Below are 20,335 nucleotides of genomic sequence, written 5' to 3'. Positions count from 1 at the left end.
GCGACCATCCCGTTATCGTGCGTGCTAACGTTGCACATCATCGCGCGCCGCCTTCACGCTCCTATCCCGCCATGTCGCTGACACCGCTTCCCGCCCTGTTCGACGAAACCCTGCGCACCGTCGCGCGCCGCTACCGGCTGCCGCCGCTCGACGGCGCGCCGTCGCCGGCCGATGCCGTGAACCCGGCCACCACCCTCGCCCACGTGATCGAGGCGGCACGCCGGATGCACGGCGACGGCCGGGCGCCCGACGCGGCACTGCGGCAGCGCTTCATCGACGCCCTCGCGCAGATGATCCGCGACGCGATGGATCCGCATGCCGGCGATCCCGCCTTCCAGGCCTCGGTGCTGCGGCACGACGCGCCGAGCGTGCGCGAATACGCATCGTTGTCAGCGCACGCAGAGCAGGACCGGCGCGCGCTGCATTCGGCCGTCAATGCGATCGCGCATCCGGCCAAACTCGCGCGCAGCGCGCAGGCGTGGCAACGCGACGGGCTCGCGCGGCTGCACGCAGCCGCCACCGAAACGGCGTGGGCCGACCTGCACGCAACCTTGCTGCACCTGCTCGCACTGCCCGACATGGCGACCGATCCCGGGTTCGCGCAGGACATCGTCCGGCTGAAGGACAGCCCGGCGCTCGAACGCATGCTGCGGGTCGGCGCGCTGGCGTCGGACGAACACGTTCGCCGCTACCGCGCGCTCTGGGTCCGGCAGGGCCCGCCGGAAGGCAGCACGATCGCGCTCGCGCAGGGCGTCGCGTCGCAGCAGCGCGGCGCGGCCGTCGAGGCGCTGGCCGCGCAGGCGCTCGACGCGCTGGCCCGCCGACTCGAAGCCGTGGACGCCCGCCGCACGTACCGGGTGATCACGTCGATGCGCGTGCCGTCGTCGATCCCGGGCCGGCACGACCGCGCGAAAACCGAATGGGACGCGCTCCTGCTCGAACGCCCGCGCGGCGACGACCCGGCATCCGCCTGGAACGTCCGCTTCCTCGTCGAGGCGAAGGCCTCGGCGGATGCCGCGACGACCGACCTGCCACGGCTGCTGCGCGGCCTGAACCTGCTCGCGCAGGCCGACCCGGGCACGACCTATTCGTTCGAGACGCATCAGGGCACGGTACGCGTGCACGGCGCGTCGCTGCGCGCGCTGACGACCGACGACGCGGCGCTGCAACGGGAAGTGCTCTATTGCTGCGATGCATCGGCGGACCCGACGCCGCGCCTGCTGGGCGCCGCGAGCCGGATGCAGCTGCTGTCGGCGCAAGCCAGCCTCGACTATGCGAGTGCGCTCGCGCAACGGCCGGACGCCGACCCGGCCGGCCTCGGCGTCGTCTGGCATGCGCTGCTGACGCTGCCGCAATGGCGCGCGGTGCTGCATCAATACCCGTCGTTGCGGCAAGTCCGCGAACTGATGGTGGCGATCGACGACCTGCGGGCCGCGATCGACGACGCCGCCGACGACGGCGTTGCCAGCAGCGTGTGCGCGTGACGCGCGAGCGCTGGCGTCGCGTGCCGCCCGCCCGGCCGGCACGCACGCCGGAAGGCCGCCGCAGGTTCGGCGGGCGCCGGGCGCCCCGACCGGCCCCGCCGGTGCGGTACGATACGCGCCGGGGCACGACGCCCCCTGAGAGACCCGGCCGTCGCGGCCCCACCTCCGCACAAGAAAAATGCCAACAACCCGATTGCTGCACCGAAACCTGTTTGCCGCGCTAGCGGCCAGCCTGCTCTGGATTCCGGCCGCCCGCGCCAGCGGGGACGACGGCTGCTATGCGCCGGCCACGCTCCGGCAAGCCGGCTATTCGTGCGCCAACGTGCCGATGCTGAGCCCCGCCAACGACACGCGCGTCAACGCGATGCTGATGATGGTGGACAGCGGCAAGGTCGCGCAGGTGTTTCCGGACCCGAAGACCATCCCGGCGAAGGATCGCATCAACCAGATCATCGTGCCGTTCCCGATGGACTTCTCCGGATGGATCGACATCGGCCAGAAGCAGCCCGACAAGGGCGGCGGCACGGCGGATGCCGATGCGTCGTCGAGCCAGTACGCCGACGGCGAAGGCAGCATCTGCCGCAGCATGAGCGCGGGCGTCGACGCGTTCAACGACGCGCTGACGGGCGCCGGCGGCCTCCCCGCCGACGAAGCCGCCCGGCTGCGCGCGGCGCGTACCGACATCGCGCAGAAAACCTGCGCCGCGGGCGGCGCGAACGCCGCGTGGACGAAGCCGCCGGTCAAGTCGCCGCTCGGCCAGCAGTTCGCCGCGTACCTCGACGGCACGAACGCGTTCTACCGCGACGACTTCCTCACGGCGACCCGTGCGTTCGCGAACGCCTCGCACAGCGCGAACCCGTGGCTGAAGGAAACCGGGCTGTACATGGTCGGGCGCGCGCAGTTGAACGCCGCGCAGGCCGACGCGTTCAACAACGACAACCCCGCGCCGTCGCGCGACCGCGTGACGAAGGTGTCGCTCGACGCCGCGAACACGGTGTTTCGCACCTATCTGAAGGTGTATCCGCAGGGGCTCTACGCGGCTTCCGCGACGGGGCTGCTGCGGCGCGTCGCGTGGCTCGGCGGAAACGTCACGCAACAGGCCGACCTCTACGGCCGCGCGCTCGCGCGCTGGTCGCCGGAGACGTCGAACGTGCCGCTGATGCAGCTGGCGAACGAACTCGACAGCAAGCTGCTGTTCGGCTCGGAACTCGACGCGCGCCAGATCCAGTCGCCGACCGTGCTCGCGACCGTCGACCTGCTGCGCATGCGGCTCTCGAACAGCAGCGATCCGGGCACCAGCAAGCCGCTGACGCTCGACGAGCTGCAGGCGCAGAAGCCGCGCTTCGCGAACGCACCGGTGCTCTACGACTACCTGCTCGCGACCTGGTATGTCCAGATCGGGCACAAGCCTGAGGCCGCGCTCGCCTTGCTGCCGCAGACGCCGGCCACGCCGCTCGACTACTTCGGCCTGAGCCAGCAGGCGCTGCGCGGGTTCGCGCTGGAGGATAGCGGCCAGGGCGACAAGGCCCGCCAGCTGTGGCGCGACCTGATCCCGCTCGCGAAGCTGCGCTTCCAGCGCGAGGCGCTGGAGCTCGCGCTCGCGATCAACCTGGAGCAGGCGGGGCTCGTCAACGACGTGTTCGCCGACGATTCGCCCGTGCAGAACGCCGCGATCCGCGCGATCCTGCTGCAGCACTCGGCCAATGCGGACCTGCTGCGCGCGCAGGCGCAAAACCAGGCGGCCGGCGGCGCGATCCGCGACACCGCGCTGTACACGCTGCTGTACAAGGAGCTCACCCGTTCGCGCTACGCCGACTTCGTCGCCGACGCCGCGCTGGTATCCGGCACGCCGGCCGATCCGCTGAAGCCGTTCGTCGCGGCCGGCGCCAAGAACGAGGACGGCTATGCGTGCCCGTCCGCCCGCGACATCGCCACGGCGCTCCAGCAGAACCCGGGCGACGCGAAGGCGCTGAACTGCCTCGCCGATTTCGTGCGCCTGCATCCGCCCGCGTCGGGCGTCGACAGTGACCCGGTGCCGCCGTGGACGCGCAATGCGTCGACGGCAACCGCCACGCGCGTACCGCCGACGCTCGGCGCGGCGCCGTCGCAGTTCGCGGGCAAGCCGTACGAGCGGATGCCGAGCTACGTGACGGTGATGGCCGATGCGCAGGCGAACCCGAACGACCGCGCCTACGCGTTCTACCGCGCGATCAAGTGCTATGCGCCGGGCGGCAACAACGAATGCGGCGGCAAGGACGTGCCGAAGAACGCGCGCAAGCGCTGGTTCGACACGCTGAAGAGCACCTACCCGGGCAGCCCGTGGGCGCAGAAGCTCCGCTACTACTGGTAAGCACGCGCCGCGTGAGGCGCATCGCGTGCCTCGCGCTGCTGCTGGCCGCGCGCGTCGCGCCGGCCGGCACCGTCGACGCCGCCCGGTACGACGCGTTCTGGCTGTGGGCGGGCGTGAAGCCGCAGGCAATCGTGCGCGACGCCCGCGCCGTCTACGTGCTGCAAGGGCAGATCGAGGCGGCGCCGCGCGACGAATCGCAGGTGCGCGTCATCGCGCAGGGCGTCGCGCTGCCGCCCGCGCCACATGCGCGCGTGTGGCTCGTCTACCGGGCGCATACGCTGCGCTGGACGCCGCGCGTCACGCAGATCATGCTCGCGCAGCTCGAGCGCTGGCGCGCGTCGGGCCGCACGATCACGGGCATCCAGATCGACTTCGATGCGCGCACGCGCCACCTGCAGGACTACCTCGAATTCCTGCGGACGCTGCGCGCGACCCTGCCCGCCGATTGCCGGCTGAGCATCACGGGGCTGCTGGACTGGAGCAGCCGCATCGATACCGACCAGGTCAACCAGCTCAGGGGCATCGTCGACGAAGTGGTCGTGCAGACCTACCAGGGCCGCCGCACGATTCCCGACTATGCGAACTACCTGCCGCGCGTCGCGCGGCTGCAGTTGCCGTTTCGCATCGGCATCATCCAGGGCGGCGAGTGGGACGCGCCGCCGTATCTCGCGACGAACCCGTGGTTCCGCGGCTACGTCGTGTTCCTGCGCAACGGCTAGCGGCCGGGCGGCCGGCGCGGCCGGCCGCGCCCGCGCTCCGCTTCAATCCGGGCGCGGCGAACGCGCGTCCACGTACACCCATGCCGCGACGCCCGACTCGAGCACGACGCGATCGCGCCGGTACGCGTCGACTTCGTAATCGTCCGCGTGCTGCAGTTCTTCGCGCGTGATGGCAAATACGGTGCCGGTCACGCGGTCGGCCGGCTCGCCGGTACGGGTCACCACCGGATGATGCGTCTTCCCGCTCGTCGCGACCACGTCCGGATCCTCGATCTTCAGCATCGTCATCGCGTAGCCGGGCATCGCGTCCGCGCGCCCGTCGAGCTTGCGGCCGAAGGTGGCGAGCTGTACCTGCTCGAGTTGCAGCGTGCCGTACGAGAAGAGTTGCTCGGAGAAAGTCGGGGTCGTGCTGGACATGATGGCATTCGGCAAGGAAGTCAGGAAAAACGAAGCGTAACGCGAATCGCCGATACGTTCACGCAGCATCCACGATCGCACTGCCGAGCCCGGCGAGCGCGATCGCGAGCAGCGCGAGCGCCGACGATGCGACGATCCAGCGTTGCTTGCGCTGGATCAGCGGATGGTTGATCGCGGCCATGTAGCCGGCCATGATCGTGAAATCGACCGCGATCCACAGCACGGCCAGGATGGCCAGGCTCACGCGCGAGTCCGGCGTGATGCCGACGAACTGCGGAAAGAACGCGACGAAGAACAGCAGATCCTTCGGGTTCGCGATGCCGACGAGAAAACCGCGCACGGGGCCGGGCAATCCCCGCGACGGCGCGACCGGCGCGCCCACCGCCGCGTCGCGGGCGTCGCGCGCACGGCCGGCACGCCATTCGCCGAGCAGCGTCCGGATCGCCAGCACCGCGATGAACACGCACCCCGCCATGTGCAGCCCCGTCAGCAAGCGATCGCTGACGAGCACGACGCCGAACACCATCAGCATCGCGCCCGCGATCATCACGAGGCTCGCGGCATTCGCGCCCACCGCGGTCAGCATGCCCTGGCGAAAGCCGCGCCGCGCGACGGTGCCCGTCACGAGCATGATGACCGGGCCCGGCGTCGCGATGAGCAGCACGATTGCCGCCAGATAGCCGAACAGCAGCGGATAGTGGAGTGTCATGATAAAAAGTTGTCGAATGGTTTGACGCGCGCACCTGTCACGGTGGCATCATGGAAGCCCGACGCGTCGAATCGCGCGGCCTGATGCAGTATTGCGCGCCGGCCTCGCGTCGGAAAAACGGAAAATCCTGTCGCATGACATGAGTTTTATTCATATTCGAAACCCGTGAAGGCCAAACCGCTGCCCCCCGTCTATGCACTGCGCGCGTTCGAAAGCGCCGCGCGCACCGGCTCGTTCACGCTGGCCGCCGAAGAGCTGAGCCTGACGCAGAGCGCCGTCAGCAAGCACGTGAAGACGCTCGAGGCCTACTTCGGCCGGAAGCTGTTCGTCCGGCGCGGGCCGAAAATGACCGTGACGGCGGAAGCCCGCATCTTCGCGTCGGGGCTCAGGCGCGGTTTCCGCCAGATCGAGGAAGCGTGCATGCTGTTCCAGACGCAGCGCGACGTGTTGCGGCTCAAGGCGCCGTCCACGCTCACGATGCGCTGGCTGCTCGACGCGCTGGCCGCCTTTCGCGGCACGCGGCCCGCGTTCGAGGTGCAGATCGCGAGCGTGTGGATGGATATCGATACCGTCGACTTTTCCAGCGAGTCCTACGATTGCGCGATCCTGCTCGGCACCGGCCGGTTCGGCGAGAACACCCAGTGCGTGAAGCTGTTCGACGAGTGGCTGATTCCGGTGTGCTCGCGCGCAACCGCGACCGTCGCCCGCACGAACCCGGCTGCCTGCGAACTGATTCACCCGTCGCCCGATCGGCGCGACTGGCGACGCTGGCTCAAGGGCAGCGGCCACGACCTGGAGGTGGACATCACGCGCGGGCAGGTGTTCGACATGCTCGAACAGGGGATTGCGGCGGCCATCGCGGGCCACGGCATTTCGATCGGCGACCTCGCGCTGTGCGCGCGGGCCGTCGACGAGAAGCAGCTCGTACTGCCGTTCAAGACGGCCGTCAGCAGCGGCGACGCGTACTACCTCGTGTGGCCGGAAGACTCCGGCAAGGCCGCGCAGGTGCGCGAACTGCATGCGTTCCTTGCCGACCGGATGCCGCGTCTCGCGCATCCGGGTATCCGCTTCAACGACATCGGCTGAAGCGCGCGGCCGGCGACGGGCGGCGCGTCTCGCGGGGCGGCCGGAGGGCCCGGCCGTCGGTCACGGCGCGGCGGGCCCGCGGCGACGCCGTTACGCCTGCACGAAAGCCAGCAGGTCGGCGTTGAGGACGTCCGCGTTGACCGTCAGCATCCCGTGCGAGTAGCCCGGGTAGGTTTTCAGCGTGCCGTTCTTCAGCAGCTTGATCGACTTCAGCGCGGCATCCGCGATCGGCACGATCTGGTCGTCCTCGCCATGCAGCACGAGCGTCGGGACGGATATCGACTTCAGGTCCCCGGTCTGGTCCGTTTCCGAGAATGCCTTGATGCCGTCGTAGTGGGCCTTCGCGCTGCCCTCCATCCCCTGCCGCCACCAGTTCCGGATCACGCCCTGATGCACGGTTGCGCCTTCGCGGTTGAAACCGTAGAACGGGCCGCTCGGCACGTCGAGGAAGAACTGCGCGCGATTGTCGGCGAGCGCCTTGCGGAAGCCGTCGAACACTTCGATCGGCAGGCCTTCGGGGTTCGATGCGGTTTTCACCATCAGCGGCGGCACCGCGCTGACCAGCACGGCCTTCGCGACGCGACCGGCCGGCTCGCCGTGCTTCGCGACGTAGCGGGCCACTTCGCCGCCGCCGGTCGAGTGGCCGATATGTACCGCATTGCGCAGGTCGAGCGCTTCGACGACCGCGAACGCGTCCGCCGCGTAATGATCCATGTCGTGGCCGTCGGAGACCTGCGCCGAACGGCCGTGGCCGCGCCGGTCGTGCGCGATCACGCGGTAGCCCTTCTCGACGAAGAAGAGCATCTGCGCATCCCAGTCGTCGCCGGACAGCGGCCAGCCATGATGGAACATGATGGGCTGCGCATCCCTCGGGCCCCAGTCCTTGTAGAAAATCTCGACGTGATCCTTCGTGGTGACGTATGGCATCGCGATTGACTCCTGTGATGTGGACGAACACGGCACATTGGCCGGAAGCCATTATCGGCCATTATTGTGAAACCCCCGCGCCACGGTGCAGACGCGCCTGCCGCCCTTGCTCCGGCGGGTACGCGGGCGGTTGCACGGTCGCGCTGCGTTGCAGCAACGACACCCGCACGAGACGCGGCGCCCGGATTCCCGCGCGCCGTCGCACCGCGCATCAGACGTCAGTCGACACCGTCACGGCCTCCCACGCGCGAATCTCGTCGCCGAGCGCGTCCAGCTTGTTGCGCACGAGCCGCAGCGCATCGCTGCCGAGCAACAGGTGCGCCGGCGGATGCTCCGCCGCGATCGCCGCGAGCATCGCCCGCGCGGCCTTCGCGGGATCGCCCGGCTGCTTGCCGCTTCTCTCCTCGCGCGCCTGGCGGATCGGGTCGAACAGCGCGTCGTAATCCGCGATCGCGCGCGGCGTGCGGACCATCGAGCGGCCGGCCCAGTCGGTGCGGAACGAACCCGGCGCCACGGCCGTCACGAAGATGCCGAACGGCGCGAGTTCCTTGCCGGCGGCTTCGGAAATCCCTTCCAGCGCGAACTTGCTGCCGCAGTAGTAGGCGATGCCCGGCATCGTGATGTGGCCGCCCATCGACGTGATGTTCAGGATGCGGCCGCGCCGCCGCGCCCGCATGAACGGCACGACGGCCTTCATCATCGCGACCGCGCCGAACACGTTCACGTCGAACTGCCGGCGCAGCTCCGCGAGCGGCGCCTCTTCCATGATGCCTTCGTGTCCGTAGCCGGCGTTGTTCACCAGCACGCCGACGGGCCCGACGTCCGCTTCGATCGCCGCGACGACGCCGTCGATGCGATCGAAATCCGTCACGTCGAGCACTCGCGCGAAAGCCGCATCGGCGGACAGCGCCTCGAATTCCCGCGCCGCCTGCGCGCTTCTGACGGTGCCGACGACCGTGTAGCCGGCCGCGAGCGCCTCCTGTGCAAGCGCGCGGCCGAAGCCGCTGCTGACACCGGTGATGAGCATGAGATTGCCTGATGCCATTTGCGTTTCTCCCGAGTATCGATTGATGCATGCATACTAGTCTGGCCAACGATGCCGGATAAGCCCGATTCCGCTGATTTTCTTGCACAAAACTATGAGTGCCACACCCGCCTCCCTGTCGCCGCCCTCGCCGTCGCCGCGCGACCGCAAGCGCCTGGCCGCGCTGCTGCGCGCACTGGCGCCCGACGAAGGCTACAACCTGACGGCGCTGCCGAGCGTGCGCATCCTGCGTTCGAACCGCGCGCTGTCGCGCACGCCGGTGCTGTACGACCCGGGCATCGTGATCGTATGCCAGGGCTGCAAGCGCGGCTATTTCGGCGGCGAACGCTACCTGTACGACGCGCATCACTACCTGGCGGTATCCGTACCCGTGCCGTTCAGCATGGAAACCGACGCCACGCCCGAGCGCCCGCTGCTCGCGCTGTACCTGCACCTCGATTTCACGATGGCCGCCGAACTCGCGGCGCAGATCGATCGCGAAGGCATGCCCGAACCCGTGCAGGCGCCGCGCAGCATGATGTCGACGCCGATGGATGGCGCGATGCACGCATCGGTGCTGCGTTTCGTCGAGGCGATGCAGCGGCCGCTCGACGCGGCGGTGCTCGGCCCCGCGCTGCTGCGCGAGCTGTACTTTCGCGTGCTCACCGGCGCGCAGGGCAGTGCGCTGCGCAGCGCGCTCGCGATGCGTGGACAGTTCGGCCGGATCGGCCGGTCGCTGCGCGTCATTCACGCCGAATACGCCCGACCGCTCGACGTGACGCAGCTGGCCGACGAAGCCGGCATGAGCGTGCCGAGCTTTCACAGCCACTTCAAGGCGATCACGCAGGTGTCGCCGATGCAGTACCTGAAGTCGACGCGACTGCATCAGGCGCGCTTGCTGATGGTGCGCGAGGACCTGACGGCGGAGGCGGCCGGCCATGCGGTCGGTTACGCGAGCCCGTCGCAGTTCAGCCGCGAATTCAAGCGCCTGTTCGGCCTGACGCCGGCGAAGGAGGCGGAGCGCATGCGCGCGAGCTTCGCCATTCCGGCCGCATTCGACGATGCGGTGTTCGTGTCGTCGCATTGACCCGCATCGCGCGACACGCCGGCGCCAGCTAGCCGCGCCGCCGATAAACGCGCGCGATGCTCGCGACGAGCGACAGCGCGGCGATCGCGCAGGCCAGCGCGAATACATGAACGGGAAACTGCCGCTCGCCGCCGCCCGCTCCGCCGACGAGGGCGATCACCACGGCGACCAGCGCGGCGCCGATGGACTGGCCGGTCGTTCTCGCCGTCGACAGCACGCCGGAAGCGGTGGCCGTGCGGTTCTTCGCCGCGTTCGCGAACATCTCCTTGTTGTTCGGCGGGAGAAAGAAACCGTACCCCACGCCGCAGAGCGCGACGCGCCACAGGAAGTCCGCGTCGGACGGTTGCGCGGGCAACAGGATCAGCGAACCGATCCCGAGACAGAACACCGACACGCCGGTGCTCGACAGCAGCGTCGCATTGAAGCGATTCGCGAGCCGCCCCGCGAACGGCGCGCACAGCGCGACTGCGATCGGCCAGGGCGTAAAGACCAGCGCGGATTTCAGCACGCCGTACCCGTACGTGTGCTGCAGCACGAACGGCAAGGCCACCAGCGCCATGCCCTGCGACACGAACATCGTCACGGATGTCAGCACCGCGAACGTGTACCGGCGCGACCGGAAGATGTCCAGCGGCAGCAGCGGATGCCGCGCCCTGGTTTGCCCGAGGCAGAATGCCAGCATCGAGGCGGCCGCCGCGACGACGAGCACGAGCACCGTACGATGGCTCCACCGCCCGATCTGGTCGACGGCGAGCGCGAAGAGGCCGAACGCGGCGGCGGAGGTCACCGCGCCCGCCACGTCGAAGCCGCGCGCCCGATGCGTGTCTTTCCCCAGCGCGACGAACGAGAACGCGATGGCGGCGATCCCGAACGGGAGGTTGATGTAGAACAGCCAGGGCCACGACGCCCACGAGACGATCAGGCCGCCCAATGCGGGACCGACGGCCGTGCCCACCGCGAACACCAGCGCGTTGACGCCGAACACCGTCCCCAGCGAGCCGGGCGGAAAGATCACCCGGTAGAGGCCGTAGCCGACGCTGATCAGGATTGCGTAGCTGACACCCTGCAGGATCCGCATCGCCACCAGCGCGCCGAAGGTGGACGCCAGCCCGCAGCCGAGCGACGAGAGCGTAAACAGCACCAGCCCGATCGTGTAAAAGCGTCGCTCGCCGATTCTCGAGCCGAGCGACGCGCACGTCAGCATCGTCGCCGCGCTCGCCACCTGATAGCCGTTCGCCACCCAGATCACGGAAGCGGCGTTCACGCCCAGGTCGGTCGAGATCGTCGGCAGCGCGATGTTGACGATCGCGCTGTCCAGCGCGGACATGAACACGCCGATCAGAATCGCGACGGCTGCAAAATAGCGGCGCGGAACGTCGAAGCCCTCGTCGTCGAACGTTTCTGCGATCTCCATGAGCGATCCTTGCAGGGCGCGCACCCGGAGCATGTGCCTAGTCGCGACGCGTACGCTCGCCGGACGCGACGTCGCGCGCCAGCCCCGCCAGCGACTTCAGGATCAGCGCCGTCACGCCCCAGATGTCCTGCGCCTGCTCCGCCCAGTACCATGCGCCCGCGCGTTCGCCGTCCGCGTACTGGCGCGGCAGATCCGGATTCAGCAGCGCGGAGAACGGAAACTCGAAGATCTCCGCGACTTCCGCGGGCGACGCATCCCATTGCGCCGTTGCCGGCACGATGCCGACCACGGGAAAGATCGCGTGATTGCGCTTTCGGGTCTTGTGGATCGGCAGGCACCCGACCACGCCGATCGCGCCGGGATCGAGCCGGATTTCCTCGAATGCCTCGCGCAATGCGGTCGCGCCGATGTCACGGTCGGACTCCGCCGGGCGGCCGCCCGGAAAACTCACGTGCGACGAGTATTCGCTGAGCCCCGACGCACGCCGGGTCAGCAGGATCGTCGGCTCGGGCCGCGCGACGATCGCGACCAGGACGGCCGAGAATTTCCACTGCCCGTCGTTGTCCGCGAGAAAGCGCTCCGCGCTCGGCCAATCGGTGCCGGCAGGAATGCCGTAACTTTCCACGCCGCGCACGAGCGCGGCCAGGGCGGCCTGCGGCGCGCCGGTTTCCGTCGGCGCTGGCGCAAGCCCGCCACCGGTATTCGGGACGTTTTCGTCGGGTTTCATGTCTTCTGCCAGATTAATGTCGAAGAACATCCATCCAAATCAAAGTACCCTCCAGCCAGTCGGCAGCTTACCTCATCGACTCGTTCGCTTCACGCGGGCGCCGTCCGGAGCGATACGGGTTGCCGCCGCGGGCGCTCATTCCGAACGCCTGAACAGCGAAACGGTACGGGCGACGCGTCGTCGCGCGAGCATGCGCGCACGGCCGGCGCGACAGCCCGGCTCCGGGAGGAGTCTTCACCGGCGTCGCGAGAAACGGGATGATTCCCTGCGTTCCAGCGCAAGCGAAATGTCGAGGAGATCGCTTGCGAGTATTTGCGCCTGTTCCGCCTGCTCGGCGTGACGCTTGAGCCCTTCCAGCGGCGAGCCCGGGTGATGCGCCATTCCCCCCAGGAACATCAGCGCAGCGGCGTCGGCGTGGGCACGGGCGCGCACGGCGTGGAGCCGGGCTTTCCGGACACGCGAGCCGATCAGGTCGATGCGGGCGCGAACGCTCGGGAAATGCGCGGTCGCCAGGCTCAGGTGCCGGCCTTCCAGATTTTCGAGTTCGGAGACGCTGGCTTCCGCCCGGACGGCGGAAATGGTCGCGGCGAGCACCACGTCGGCCCCGCTCGGATCCGCAGGCACGCGCGGCGCTTGCAAGCCGCCCGGCTTGCGGTACGCCGCCGGAATGCAATGCCGGACCGATGCGCGGATCAGTTCCCAGGCAACACGAATTCGGTCGGGCGACGATGATCTGGACATGGTATGCCGTAAGCTCGCATGGACCGGGCCGGCGTTCGGGTGCCGGCCACCGCATTCCGGATGGTTCGTGACGCCGGGCGATCGTTCCGCGAGTCGCCCCCGCCCCTCGCTTGCCCGCTATGCCGCGCGCTCCGCGATCTCATGCGCGTCGTGAATCAGGAACTGGTCCCGTTCGCGGCCGGCGATCCACCGGGGCTCCCGCCCGCGCCCGCTCCATTGGGCACCGGATTCCGGATCGCGGTACTTGATGGCGGCGGGACCGCGGCGCTTGACGGGGCGCGGCCTGAGCTTCGGCCTGGAGAACAGGTCCTCGGGCCTCAGATCGAATTCGGCAATCAACCGTTGTATTTCCTTGATCGCGCTCGCCAGTTCCTGAGTACGCGCAAGTTCGGCCTGCGTCTGGAGTTTTTGAATCTGGTCTTTCAAATCTCGGTAGCTCTGCATATCGTATTCTCGAAACGAAGAAAGTCAATCGTCTGTCTTCTCTCGACAGTCGCGACAATTAAACATAGGTATCCGAATCATATCGATCTGATGCCGTGCGCCGCGTCGAATAAAAGGCGCGATCGAAACAAGCGATCGCGAACCGTCCGCGCCGACAGCCTGCCCATCGCCGGACACGGACGGGCCGGCGACCGAGGCTACGTGTCCTCGCCGGACTGGAATCGCGCATCGGCAAAGTGACGGTTCGAAGTCCGTCCGGGCCCATGCAGGCAACGCGCTCCGGCGCGCAAGATCCCCTCGGCGACTGCATGCCGGCTCGACAACCCCGTGTTCGACCGCCGCCGGAGCCGACGATCGCATCGGGCGATGCGGGCAGCGACAGCGCCCGGCGCACCGACGCAATGCGCTTCGATCGGACAGGGTCGTCGTGACATACGGTCAGCCATGGTGGTCCCTCAGTGGGTATGCCAGGGTCGGGCCGCAGGCGATGTCGCAGCATCGTCCGCGGCCGCGCGGTCTTGCAGCGCCGCTTCGCACCTCGCGCGGTGCGCGCTGCGTGAAGTGGAACGCGGCATCGTCACGCCCGGCTCCACCCCTGCACGCGCGAATCACTCATCCGGTCCGTCGTCGACGGCCGGTGCGAATCACTGATTGCTCTTCAGCTTCAGCCAGACCTTGTTGCGCAGTTGAATCGCCGCGGGCGAGCACATCTTGTAAGGCTTGAGCCGCGACTTGTACTGCTCCGGCGTCTTGATCGCGGGATTGTCGTGCAGCGCGGGATCGATGTAGCGCTCCGATCCGATAATCTCGTTGCTGTACCGGAGTGCGTTCGTCACCAGCGCGATGTTCTCGGGCCGCATCATCCAGTCGAGGAACTTGTACGCCGAATCGACATTTCGCGCCTTTGCCGGAACCAGCAAGCTGTCCATGAACAGCCGGACGCCCTCTTTCGGATACACGAAGCGGATCGTCGGCAGGCGGTCCTGCGCTCGTGCGGCGGCGCCGTTCCAGACGTGCTGAACGATGATCTGCCGGGTCGCGAGGCGATCGACCGTGCCGTCGTTGCTGTACGTCTTCACGAACGGCTTCTGCTTCTGCAGCACGTCGAGCACGCGCTTCGCGTCCTCGGGACGCTCGGTGCATTCGTCCTGTCCCAGATACCAGCTCGCGGCCATGTACAGTTCCTCCTCGACGTCCAGATCGCCGATCTCGCCGCGCAGCGCCTCGGGAGGCTCGAAGAACGACTTCCAGCTGTCGTCGAGCCGGCCGCCCGGCACGCGCGCGCTGTCGTAGGCAAACCCGGTCAGGACGACCGTGAAGGGCATCGCGTAATCCCGCTGCGGGTCGAACGACGGATGACGGTACTCGGGCTTGATGTTGGCGATATTGGGCAACTTGCTCTTGTCGAGCTTGAGCAGAAGGCCCGACTTCACGAGCACCGGCACGTAGTAGTCGCCGCCCACCACGACGTCGTATCCCCCTCCTCCCGCCTGCAGCTTCTGGGTCAACGCTGCATCGCTTGCATAGGTGTCGAGCGTCGTCTCGATCCCGGTATCGGCCTGGAACTTCTTGAGCAGGTTGACGGGCAGGATGTTCGGCCAGCTTCCGATATGGAGCTCGGCGGCCTGGGTCGAGACAGCGGCAAGCAGCAACATCGCACCGATTGTTTTTTTCATGCTGTTCCTATTGCGTGTAGATTGGCGTGGTGTATCTCGGACTGCTGGGTCCTGGATCTTTTCTTGCCTCGGGCGCCGATGATCCAGACCGCCATCAGTTGCAGCGTCGAGAGTCCGATGATGACGGTCGACACGGCACTGATCTTCGGCGTGATTCCGATCTTCAATGCGCCGAAGATGTACATCGGCAAGGTGGTCATGCCCGCGCCGGCGAGAAAGTAGCTGGTGACGTAGTCGTTCATCGACGCGACGAAGGACAGCAAGGCCCCGGCGACGATGCCGGATAGCGCCAGCGGCAGGGTAATTTGACGGAAAGTGGCCCAGGGCGTGGCCGACAGGTCCGCGGCTGCCTCGAGCAGCGTGCGATCGATCGTCGCGAGCCTGGCCTTGATCGGCAGGTAGGCCAGCGGTACGCAAAACACCACGTGGGCAAACAGCACGGCGCCGAATCCCAGTTCCGTCTCGAACATCGAGAACAGCATCATGGTCGCGATCGCCAGCACGATCTCGGGTATCACGAGCGGCAGCGCAATGACGAGTCCCGCGGAGTCGAAACCGCGCCGGTTGCCTCTCGACCACCAGGCGACCGCCGCGCCCGTCGCGAGCGTGGTGGAGAGCACCATCGACGCCAGCGCCAGCAGGAGCGAATTCTTCGCGGCGCGGACCAGCGTCGGATCGGCCCAGGCGTCGACGTAAGCGCGCATCCCGAACCCGTCCCATACGAGGGCGGACGGCCCGGCGTTGAAGCTCATCCCCATCACGGTCAGCATCGGCAGATAGAGGAACGCCAGCACCGCGCAGGCGATCGCCCCGGTCAGTGGAAACCGGCGCAGCTCAGGCGAAATCATGCATGCGCTCCTGCCGTTGAAACAGCGAACCCAGGCGCGACGCGAGCATCGCCACAAGCACGATGGCGAGCAACGCGAACGACATGGCGGCGCCCAGCGGCCAATCCCGTCCGCCGGCGAACTGGAAGTCGATCAGGTTGCCGATCATGAACGCGTGGTTGCCGCCGAGCAGGCCCGGGATCGTATAGGAACCCAGTGCCGGAACGAAGACGAGCCCGGTTCCGGCCATGATGCCCGGACGGCAGCACGGCACGACGACATGAGCCAGTGCCGCCGACTTGTCGGCTCCCAGGTCGTAGGCCGCCTCGACCAGCCGCCAGTCGAAATCGTCGAGCGCGGCGAAGATCGGCACGACCATGAACGGCGTGAACGCATAGACGAGGCCGATCAGCGTCGCGAGATCGGTATAGAGCAAGCCGAGCGGGCCGTGCATCAGGCCGATGCCGGACAACAGCCGGTTCAGGAGGCCGTCGTCCGCAATGACGATGATCAAGCCGTACATCTGGACGACGACGCAGGTCCAGAACGGAATCGTGATCAGGATCAGCAGCATGGCTTTCCACTTCAGGGAGCGCGTCGCAATGAACAGCGCCGTCGGGAATCCGATCAGCAGACATCCCGCGGTGGTCAGGACGGCCATGGTCATCGACCGGGCGAAGATGGCGAGATAGCCCCGCTGAAGGACGCGCGCCCCGTCCCAGTCCCGATCGAAGACAATCCGCTCGTACGCCCGGGCGGTGAAGTCGCCCCACGACACGCCGCCGAAATCGCGCGGCGCGCTGAGCGACACCACCGCCAGGACGATCAGCGGAAAGACGACGCCCACCATCATGACGAGCAGCGTCGGGTTGGCCATCGGCCGCCAGGACTTCAGCAGATTGAGCAGGGAGACTTGGCGCACGGCCAACGACCTCAAATCAGTCAGTTCGATTGGCAAGAAGCGTACCAAATCGACAGCCTCATTTATAGTCGGCGCGTGTGCCGATTACGCCAATGTGTTACCCCTGTGCGCCATCGTCATTATAAATTTGCGATACTGCATTTTTTTAAGAATTATTGCATATACGGAAATTTCCGATCGCGCGCGTTACGGAAATCGCCGCCCCGGCATTTTAAGGCGGCTGATCGTCGCGCTGAAATGACCGGATAGGGTGCACCGGGCCATGCGCCGACACCGGGCCGGTGATCCGTGGCGCTCGGCAGCGCAGCCGCCAGCCCCTGCCCTGCTCTACCGGATCGCTCGCGTGGGGAGCAGGGCTTCCCGGCCGCGCCAGCCGGCCATCGCGAACCCCCAGCGACACGTCTTCGGCCGGATCGATAATCCTCGATCGTGGAGTGTTTGCAAAAATCGTGAGATAGTTGCGCAGTTTTTTGGCACGCAAATTTCACATAACGAGAAGAGAGGCAATAAAAACATGGCCATTGCTGAGAAGCTGAAATACCGCCCGATGACCGAACGCGATGTCGGCGCCTTTTATGATGTGCGATTCTCCGTGCGCGAGAATAGAATTCACCCCCACCAGGTCCACCTCCTGAACCGCGACCTCCTGATCGAGAAGATCCGGCAGGGCGGCGGCTGGATCTGCGAGCATGACGACGAAGCCGTCGGAATCTGCCTGCCGGTCATTACCGAAAAGCCGTTCATCTCCGCGTTGTTCGTGGCACCGCCCTTCCATGGCGCGGGCATCGGCCGCGAGCTGCTCGCCCGTGCGCTGACCTGGCTGACGGAGAAAGGCGTGGCTCAGGTCACGCTTGTGACCGATCCCGGCTCGCGCGCCGACGGCTTTTACCAGCGTCTGGGCTGGAAGCGTGGCGACCTGGACGAGTACGGGTGCCAGGTCGTGTTTACGAAGTCGCTGGGGAACTAGAATCCAAGGGATCGAATGAAGCCGGTAGCCGACGCGATTCGCCGCACTGCTGCACAATGTCCAGCACCGCTGCACACCATCTTCATCACGCTCGACCTGATGAAGCGCATGGGTGTTCCGGTCGATGTCCTGCTGAAAGGCACCGGCATTTCTCCTTCCGACATCGAACGCCCCGGCGCAATGGTGACGCATGCACAGGAAATGGTGCTGTTCGCGAATGCGCGCGAGGCGACCGGCAACAGCGCGATCGGACTGCATATCGGCCATGCGATCCCGGTGACGTCGTACGGCCTGCGCGGCCACGCGATGCTGGTGAGCCCGACGTTGGGCGCGGCGCTGCGACTGGGCTTCGAGCATCCGCTGCTCGGGATCAGCTATTTCAGAATACGGGTGACCACGTCGGGCGAGACCGCGAGAATTACGGTCGGCGGCTACACCTATCGCACCGATCTGCTGGTCGTCAACACCGACATGGTATTTACGGCGGTGCGCCGGCAGATACGCGACCTGATCGGATGCAATCCCGAGTTCTCGAGAATCGGGTTTGTCTACCCCGAGCCGCCGCACGCGGCGTCTTACGCGGAATATTTCAACTGCCCGATCGAATTCGGCGCCGACGAGAACTACCTCGAATTGAGTGCATCGACGCTGGAAATCGCGCTTCCGCTCGCGCATCCGCTCGAATTCGAAACGGCAAGGAAGGCGTGCGCCAAACGTGAATTCGAGCTGGCGCACTGGGTTCCCTCCGACCTCATCGGGCGGCTGCTCGGCCTGATGTACGACGATCCCACGTGCCAGGACGTCGCGGAATTGTCTCAACAACTCGGCATTTCAATGCGGAGCCTGCAGCGAAAGCTTCAGGAAATGGGCACGTCGTTCAGTGCGCTGTACGACATCGTCCGCCAGGACCTGACGTCGCGATATCTGTCGGAAAAGGAATACACCGTGAAGGAGATCGCCGCGCGACTGGGGTACAAGAATACGTCCGCGTTCAGCCGGGCGATGAAGCGCTGGTCGAAATGAACCGGTTCGCCTTCGACGCGGCGAGCGGACGGCCCGATGACGCACGGGCCGGCACGTCGTCGCGATGCCGGTGGTCGATCGCTTGCCCGACGGCTTGTCGGCCAGCGTGAAGCGCATCGCGATGCCGGCGAGGGCCGCCGGCATCATCGACGACGCGCGGGCCTTGATCGACATGCCGACAAGGTTGCCCGTCAGGCCCGCGAACACGCTTTCGGCCGCGGGCCTCGCGATTACCGTTGCGCGGCCGGCAACGTCATGTCGAAGGTCGGTTCGCCATCGCCCGCATATTTCGACCACGCATTGATGGCGGAGACGCGTCGCGTCAGGCGCGGATGCGTTCTGCAAATCTCGACGATGAATCCGGCAATCTCCGGCACGCTGTCCTCTTGCGCGACGAACGCCTCGCAGTTCATGGAATCGTTCAGCCGCTGACAGCCGCATCCAAGCATTTGCAACGCGCGGCGGGATGCATGGGCATCTTTCGACAGATACGCGCCGATGCTGTCGCAGGTGTACTCCCTTGCGCGCGAATAGGCCTTGCCCAGGAACGGAACGATGTGCGCCGGCAGCTTGATGAAATTCAACCACGGGTTCAGGTGCCCGGCAGCATGATGGCCGATTTCATGGCCGATCACGAAGCGCACCTGCGCATCGTTGTTTGCCTGCACGAGCGCCGATGTCAGAAAGACGTAGCGACTGCCCAGGATGCGTCGGGCAAACGCATTGAACAATCCATTCGAATTGTAAATAAACGTCTTCGGCGGCTCACTCAGACCGATCTCCTTCGCCCCCGCTTCCACCATCGCGTAAATCTCGGGAAACTGGGACGGGCCGAGCAGCACCATGTTTCCGAATGCGATCGCGCGATACATCACGCCGGCCACCCAGCGGAACACCACGAACGCAACGGCGTATCCGAAGTACATACGGACCGTTGCGCCAAATCTCGGATGATCCCAGTAGTCCCACACCAGTTGCGCGATCGCCAGCCACAGAATGGCTCCGATCACCATCATCAGCCAGTGATAGACATTTTCCTTTTTGTTGCGAAGCTCTCTCACGTTCATTGCAATTCCCTTTTTTATGCTTCAACGCCGGTTTTTTTCGATTTCCGGTGACGTGTACCCGATGATGTTCCGGGGCGCGCGATCGATATCCTTTATCGGTCGCGCTCCCCGCGGTACCGGCCTATTCTGATTCGCTTCCCGTGATCCGGCAATGACACGCCCCTGCAATCGACCGGCCGCCGCCGCGTTCGGCCACGCCGGGCACAATCGCCAAATGCGAATTCGCACGGGTACGCCATGCTCATGCCGGCGATCTGCCGATAGTACGGAGCGTGTATTAGGACAGCGTGGCCGCCCGGTCGCCGCGCGGGATCGAAGGAAGCCTTTCGCCGTGCGAGCCGACGCGCCTGTCGCCGGATTCGGGATTCGGGATTCGGGATTCGGGATTCGGGATTCGGGATTCGGGATTCGGGATTCGGGATTCGGGATTCGGGACTCGTGATGCGCGCGCCCGAGCGCAACTGCCGGCCCCGGCGCCGGCCTGTCCGCCAACGTCGCGGGCGGGTGCATGCCGGGCGCGGCTCACCGCCGATCGGCGAAGCACGCAGTCATGCGAGAAAAAGGCAGGTCCGGCGCGATCGCGCACGAATGTCCGCACGCGCTCAACCGGCGGACGTCGGCTCGTTCCGCGCCGCGCCGCTCGCCGCCGCGGACCCGATCCACCCGGCCGCCACGATCGCCGCGGCGGTCACGATCATCATCGCGCCCCACCCGACCCGCGCAT

At 66.8% G+C, this 20,335-nt stretch carries 19 protein-coding genes; 7 read left to right on the top strand and 12 right to left on the bottom strand.

What is annotated here, in order from left to right:
• Window positions 1-71: 71 nt before the first annotated feature.
• From GQ56_RS0135965 to GQ56_RS0135955, 3 genes are all read left to right on the top strand, one after another.
• Window positions 72-1,484: a hypothetical protein gene (locus GQ56_RS0135965; protein WP_031403250.1), complete on the top strand. Its 1,413-nt coding sequence runs from the start codon at window positions 72-74 to the stop codon at window positions 1,482-1,484.
• Between the two features lie 178 nt (window positions 1,485-1,662).
• Window positions 1,663-3,834, top strand: coding sequence for a hypothetical protein (locus GQ56_RS0135960; RefSeq protein WP_031403249.1), 2,172 nt, complete (start codon window positions 1,663-1,665; stop codon window positions 3,832-3,834).
• Between the two features lie 11 nt (window positions 3,835-3,845).
• Window positions 3,846-4,553 (top strand): DUF3142 domain-containing protein, encoded by a 708-nt coding sequence (locus tag GQ56_RS0135955; RefSeq protein ID WP_031403248.1) that lies wholly within the window; start codon window positions 3,846-3,848, stop codon window positions 4,551-4,553.
• Window positions 4,554-4,595: 42 nt separating this feature from the next.
• Here the strand turns inward: GQ56_RS0135955 and GQ56_RS0135950 are convergent, their stop codons facing one another.
• Both GQ56_RS0135950 and GQ56_RS0135945 read right to left on the bottom strand, forming a co-directional pair.
• Complete coding sequence (locus GQ56_RS0135950; RefSeq protein ID WP_031403247.1) at window positions 4,596-4,970, bottom strand: gamma-glutamylcyclotransferase family protein; 375 nt, start codon at window positions 4,968-4,970, stop codon at window positions 4,596-4,598.
• A 58-nt stretch (window positions 4,971-5,028) separates the two neighbouring features.
• The gene (locus tag GQ56_RS0135945; RefSeq protein ID WP_031403246.1) at window positions 5,029-5,679 is read right to left on the bottom strand and encodes a LysE family translocator; all 651 of its coding nucleotides are present in this window, start codon (window positions 5,677-5,679) and stop codon (window positions 5,029-5,031) included.
• A gap of 165 nt (window positions 5,680-5,844) precedes the next feature.
• Between GQ56_RS0135945 and GQ56_RS0135940 the strand changes: the two genes are divergently transcribed.
• Window positions 5,845-6,765 carry a LysR substrate-binding domain-containing protein gene (locus tag GQ56_RS0135940; protein WP_031403245.1) on the top strand — a complete coding sequence of 307 codons (921 nt, stop codon included), beginning with the start codon at window positions 5,845-5,847 and terminating at the stop codon, window positions 6,763-6,765.
• A 90-nt stretch (window positions 6,766-6,855) separates the two neighbouring features.
• Here the strand turns inward: GQ56_RS0135940 and GQ56_RS0135935 are convergent, their stop codons facing one another.
• Together GQ56_RS0135935 and GQ56_RS0135930 are read right to left on the bottom strand one after the other, a co-directional pair.
• Window positions 6,856-7,692: an alpha/beta fold hydrolase gene (locus tag GQ56_RS0135935; RefSeq protein ID WP_031403244.1), complete on the bottom strand. Its 837-nt coding sequence runs from the start codon at window positions 7,690-7,692 to the stop codon at window positions 6,856-6,858.
• Between the two features lie 211 nt (window positions 7,693-7,903).
• Window positions 7,904-8,737 carry an oxidoreductase gene (locus GQ56_RS0135930; RefSeq protein ID WP_031403243.1) on the bottom strand — a complete coding sequence of 278 codons (834 nt, stop codon included), beginning with the start codon at window positions 8,735-8,737 and terminating at the stop codon, window positions 7,904-7,906.
• Between the two features lie 94 nt (window positions 8,738-8,831).
• Here GQ56_RS0135930 and GQ56_RS0135925 point away from each other — a divergent pair, with 94 nt between their 5' ends.
• Window positions 8,832-9,803: an AraC family transcriptional regulator gene (locus GQ56_RS0135925; protein WP_031403242.1), complete on the top strand. Its 972-nt coding sequence runs from the start codon at window positions 8,832-8,834 to the stop codon at window positions 9,801-9,803.
• A 28-nt stretch (window positions 9,804-9,831) separates the two neighbouring features.
• Here the strand turns inward: GQ56_RS0135925 and GQ56_RS0135920 are convergent, their stop codons facing one another.
• The 7 genes from GQ56_RS0135920 to GQ56_RS0135890 form a co-directional block, all read right to left on the bottom strand.
• A complete protein-coding gene (locus tag GQ56_RS0135920; RefSeq protein ID WP_031403241.1) occupies window positions 9,832-11,217 on the bottom strand; it encodes an MFS transporter in 1,386 nt (461 codons plus the stop codon).
• Window positions 11,218-11,254: 37 nt separating this feature from the next.
• Window positions 11,255-11,944: an NUDIX hydrolase gene (locus tag GQ56_RS0135915; protein WP_031403240.1), complete on the bottom strand. Its 690-nt coding sequence runs from the start codon at window positions 11,942-11,944 to the stop codon at window positions 11,255-11,257.
• A 234-nt stretch (window positions 11,945-12,178) separates the two neighbouring features.
• Window positions 12,179-12,685: a hypothetical protein gene (locus tag GQ56_RS0135910; protein WP_152601959.1), complete on the bottom strand. Its 507-nt coding sequence runs from the start codon at window positions 12,683-12,685 to the stop codon at window positions 12,179-12,181.
• A gap of 117 nt (window positions 12,686-12,802) precedes the next feature.
• Window positions 12,803-13,129 carry an H-NS histone family protein gene (locus GQ56_RS0135905; protein ID WP_034199517.1) on the bottom strand — a complete coding sequence of 109 codons (327 nt, stop codon included), beginning with the start codon at window positions 13,127-13,129 and terminating at the stop codon, window positions 12,803-12,805.
• A gap of 644 nt (window positions 13,130-13,773) precedes the next feature.
• The gene (locus GQ56_RS0135900) at window positions 13,774-14,805 is read right to left on the bottom strand and encodes an extracellular solute-binding protein (protein ID WP_031403237.1); all 1,032 of its coding nucleotides are present in this window, start codon (window positions 14,803-14,805) and stop codon (window positions 13,774-13,776) included.
• The gene (locus tag GQ56_RS0135895) at window positions 14,802-15,653 is read right to left on the bottom strand and encodes an ABC transporter permease (RefSeq protein ID WP_031403236.1); all 852 of its coding nucleotides are present in this window, start codon (window positions 15,651-15,653) and stop codon (window positions 14,802-14,804) included. The genes GQ56_RS0135900 and GQ56_RS0135895 overlap by 4 nt, the downstream gene beginning before the upstream one ends.
• Entirely contained in the window at window positions 15,640-16,485 is an 846-nt protein-coding gene (locus tag GQ56_RS0135890) for an ABC transporter permease (protein ID WP_031403235.1), read from the bottom strand. Before GQ56_RS0135890 ends, GQ56_RS0135895 begins: the two co-directional genes overlap by 14 nt.
• Window positions 16,486-17,068: 583 nt before the next feature.
• Here GQ56_RS0135890 and GQ56_RS0135885 point away from each other — a divergent pair.
• The gene (locus GQ56_RS0135885) at window positions 17,069-17,521 is read left to right on the top strand and encodes a GNAT family N-acetyltransferase (RefSeq protein ID WP_031403234.1); all 453 of its coding nucleotides are present in this window, start codon (window positions 17,069-17,071) and stop codon (window positions 17,519-17,521) included.
• A 15-nt stretch (window positions 17,522-17,536) separates the two neighbouring features.
• Window positions 17,537-18,544 (top strand): AraC family transcriptional regulator, encoded by a 1,008-nt coding sequence (locus tag GQ56_RS0135880; RefSeq protein ID WP_031403233.1) that lies wholly within the window; start codon window positions 17,537-17,539, stop codon window positions 18,542-18,544.
• Between the two features lie 230 nt (window positions 18,545-18,774).
• Here GQ56_RS0135880 and GQ56_RS39740 read toward each other — a convergent pair whose 3' ends face one another.
• Window positions 18,775-19,611, bottom strand: coding sequence for a M48 family metallopeptidase (locus GQ56_RS39740; RefSeq protein WP_052007404.1), 837 nt, complete (start codon window positions 19,609-19,611; stop codon window positions 18,775-18,777).
• Window positions 19,612-20,335: the final 724 nt, after the last annotated feature.

Source organism: Burkholderia paludis (genome assembly GCF_000732615.1).
Lineage (GTDB): Bacteria > Pseudomonadota > Gammaproteobacteria > Burkholderiales > Burkholderiaceae > Burkholderia > Burkholderia paludis.
This window is presented reverse-complemented; position numbering and strand designations above follow the sequence as displayed.

Bases quoted from the DNA above. Each gene is read 5' to 3' on its own strand.
- GQ56_RS0135880 (WP_031403233.1), top strand. From the start codon at position 17,537: ATGAAGCCGGTAGCCGACGCGATTCGCCGCACTGCTGCACAATGTCCA.
- GQ56_RS0135900 (WP_031403237.1), bottom strand. From the start codon at position 14,805: ATGAAAAAAACAATCGGTGCGATGTTGCTGCTTGCCGCTGTCTCGACC.
- GQ56_RS0135935 (WP_031403244.1), bottom strand. From the start codon at position 7,692: ATGCCATACGTCACCACGAAGGATCACGTCGAGATTTTCTACAAGGAC.
- GQ56_RS0135905 (WP_034199517.1), bottom strand. From the start codon at position 13,129: ATGCAGAGCTACCGAGATTTGAAAGACCAGATTCAAAAACTCCAGACG.
- GQ56_RS0135895 (WP_031403236.1), bottom strand. From the start codon at position 15,653: ATGATTTCGCCTGAGCTGCGCCGGTTTCCACTGACCGGGGCGATCGCC.
- GQ56_RS0135930 (WP_031403243.1), bottom strand. From the start codon at position 8,737: ATGGCATCAGGCAATCTCATGCTCATCACCGGTGTCAGCAGCGGCTTC.
- GQ56_RS0135965 (WP_031403250.1), top strand. From the start codon at position 72: ATGTCGCTGACACCGCTTCCCGCCCTGTTCGACGAAACCCTGCGCACC.
- GQ56_RS0135950 (WP_031403247.1), bottom strand. From the start codon at position 4,970: ATGTCCAGCACGACCCCGACTTTCTCCGAGCAACTCTTCTCGTACGGC.
- GQ56_RS0135910 (WP_152601959.1), bottom strand. From the start codon at position 12,685: ATGTCCAGATCATCGTCGCCCGACCGAATTCGTGTTGCCTGGGAACTG.
- GQ56_RS0135890 (WP_031403235.1), bottom strand. From the start codon at position 16,485: ATGATGGTGGGCGTCGTCTTTCCGCTGATCGTCCTGGCGGTGGTGTCG.
- GQ56_RS0135945 (WP_031403246.1), bottom strand. From the start codon at position 5,679: ATGACACTCCACTATCCGCTGCTGTTCGGCTATCTGGCGGCAATCGTG.
- GQ56_RS39740 (WP_052007404.1), bottom strand. From the start codon at position 19,611: ATGAACGTGAGAGAGCTTCGCAACAAAAAGGAAAATGTCTATCACTGG.
- GQ56_RS0135885 (WP_031403234.1), top strand. From the start codon at position 17,069: ATGGCCATTGCTGAGAAGCTGAAATACCGCCCGATGACCGAACGCGAT.
- GQ56_RS0135925 (WP_031403242.1), top strand. From the start codon at position 8,832: ATGAGTGCCACACCCGCCTCCCTGTCGCCGCCCTCGCCGTCGCCGCGC.
- GQ56_RS0135920 (WP_031403241.1), bottom strand. From the start codon at position 11,217: ATGGAGATCGCAGAAACGTTCGACGACGAGGGCTTCGACGTTCCGCGC.
- GQ56_RS0135915 (WP_031403240.1), bottom strand. From the start codon at position 11,944: ATGAAACCCGACGAAAACGTCCCGAATACCGGTGGCGGGCTTGCGCCA.
- GQ56_RS0135960 (WP_031403249.1), top strand. From the start codon at position 1,663: ATGCCAACAACCCGATTGCTGCACCGAAACCTGTTTGCCGCGCTAGCG.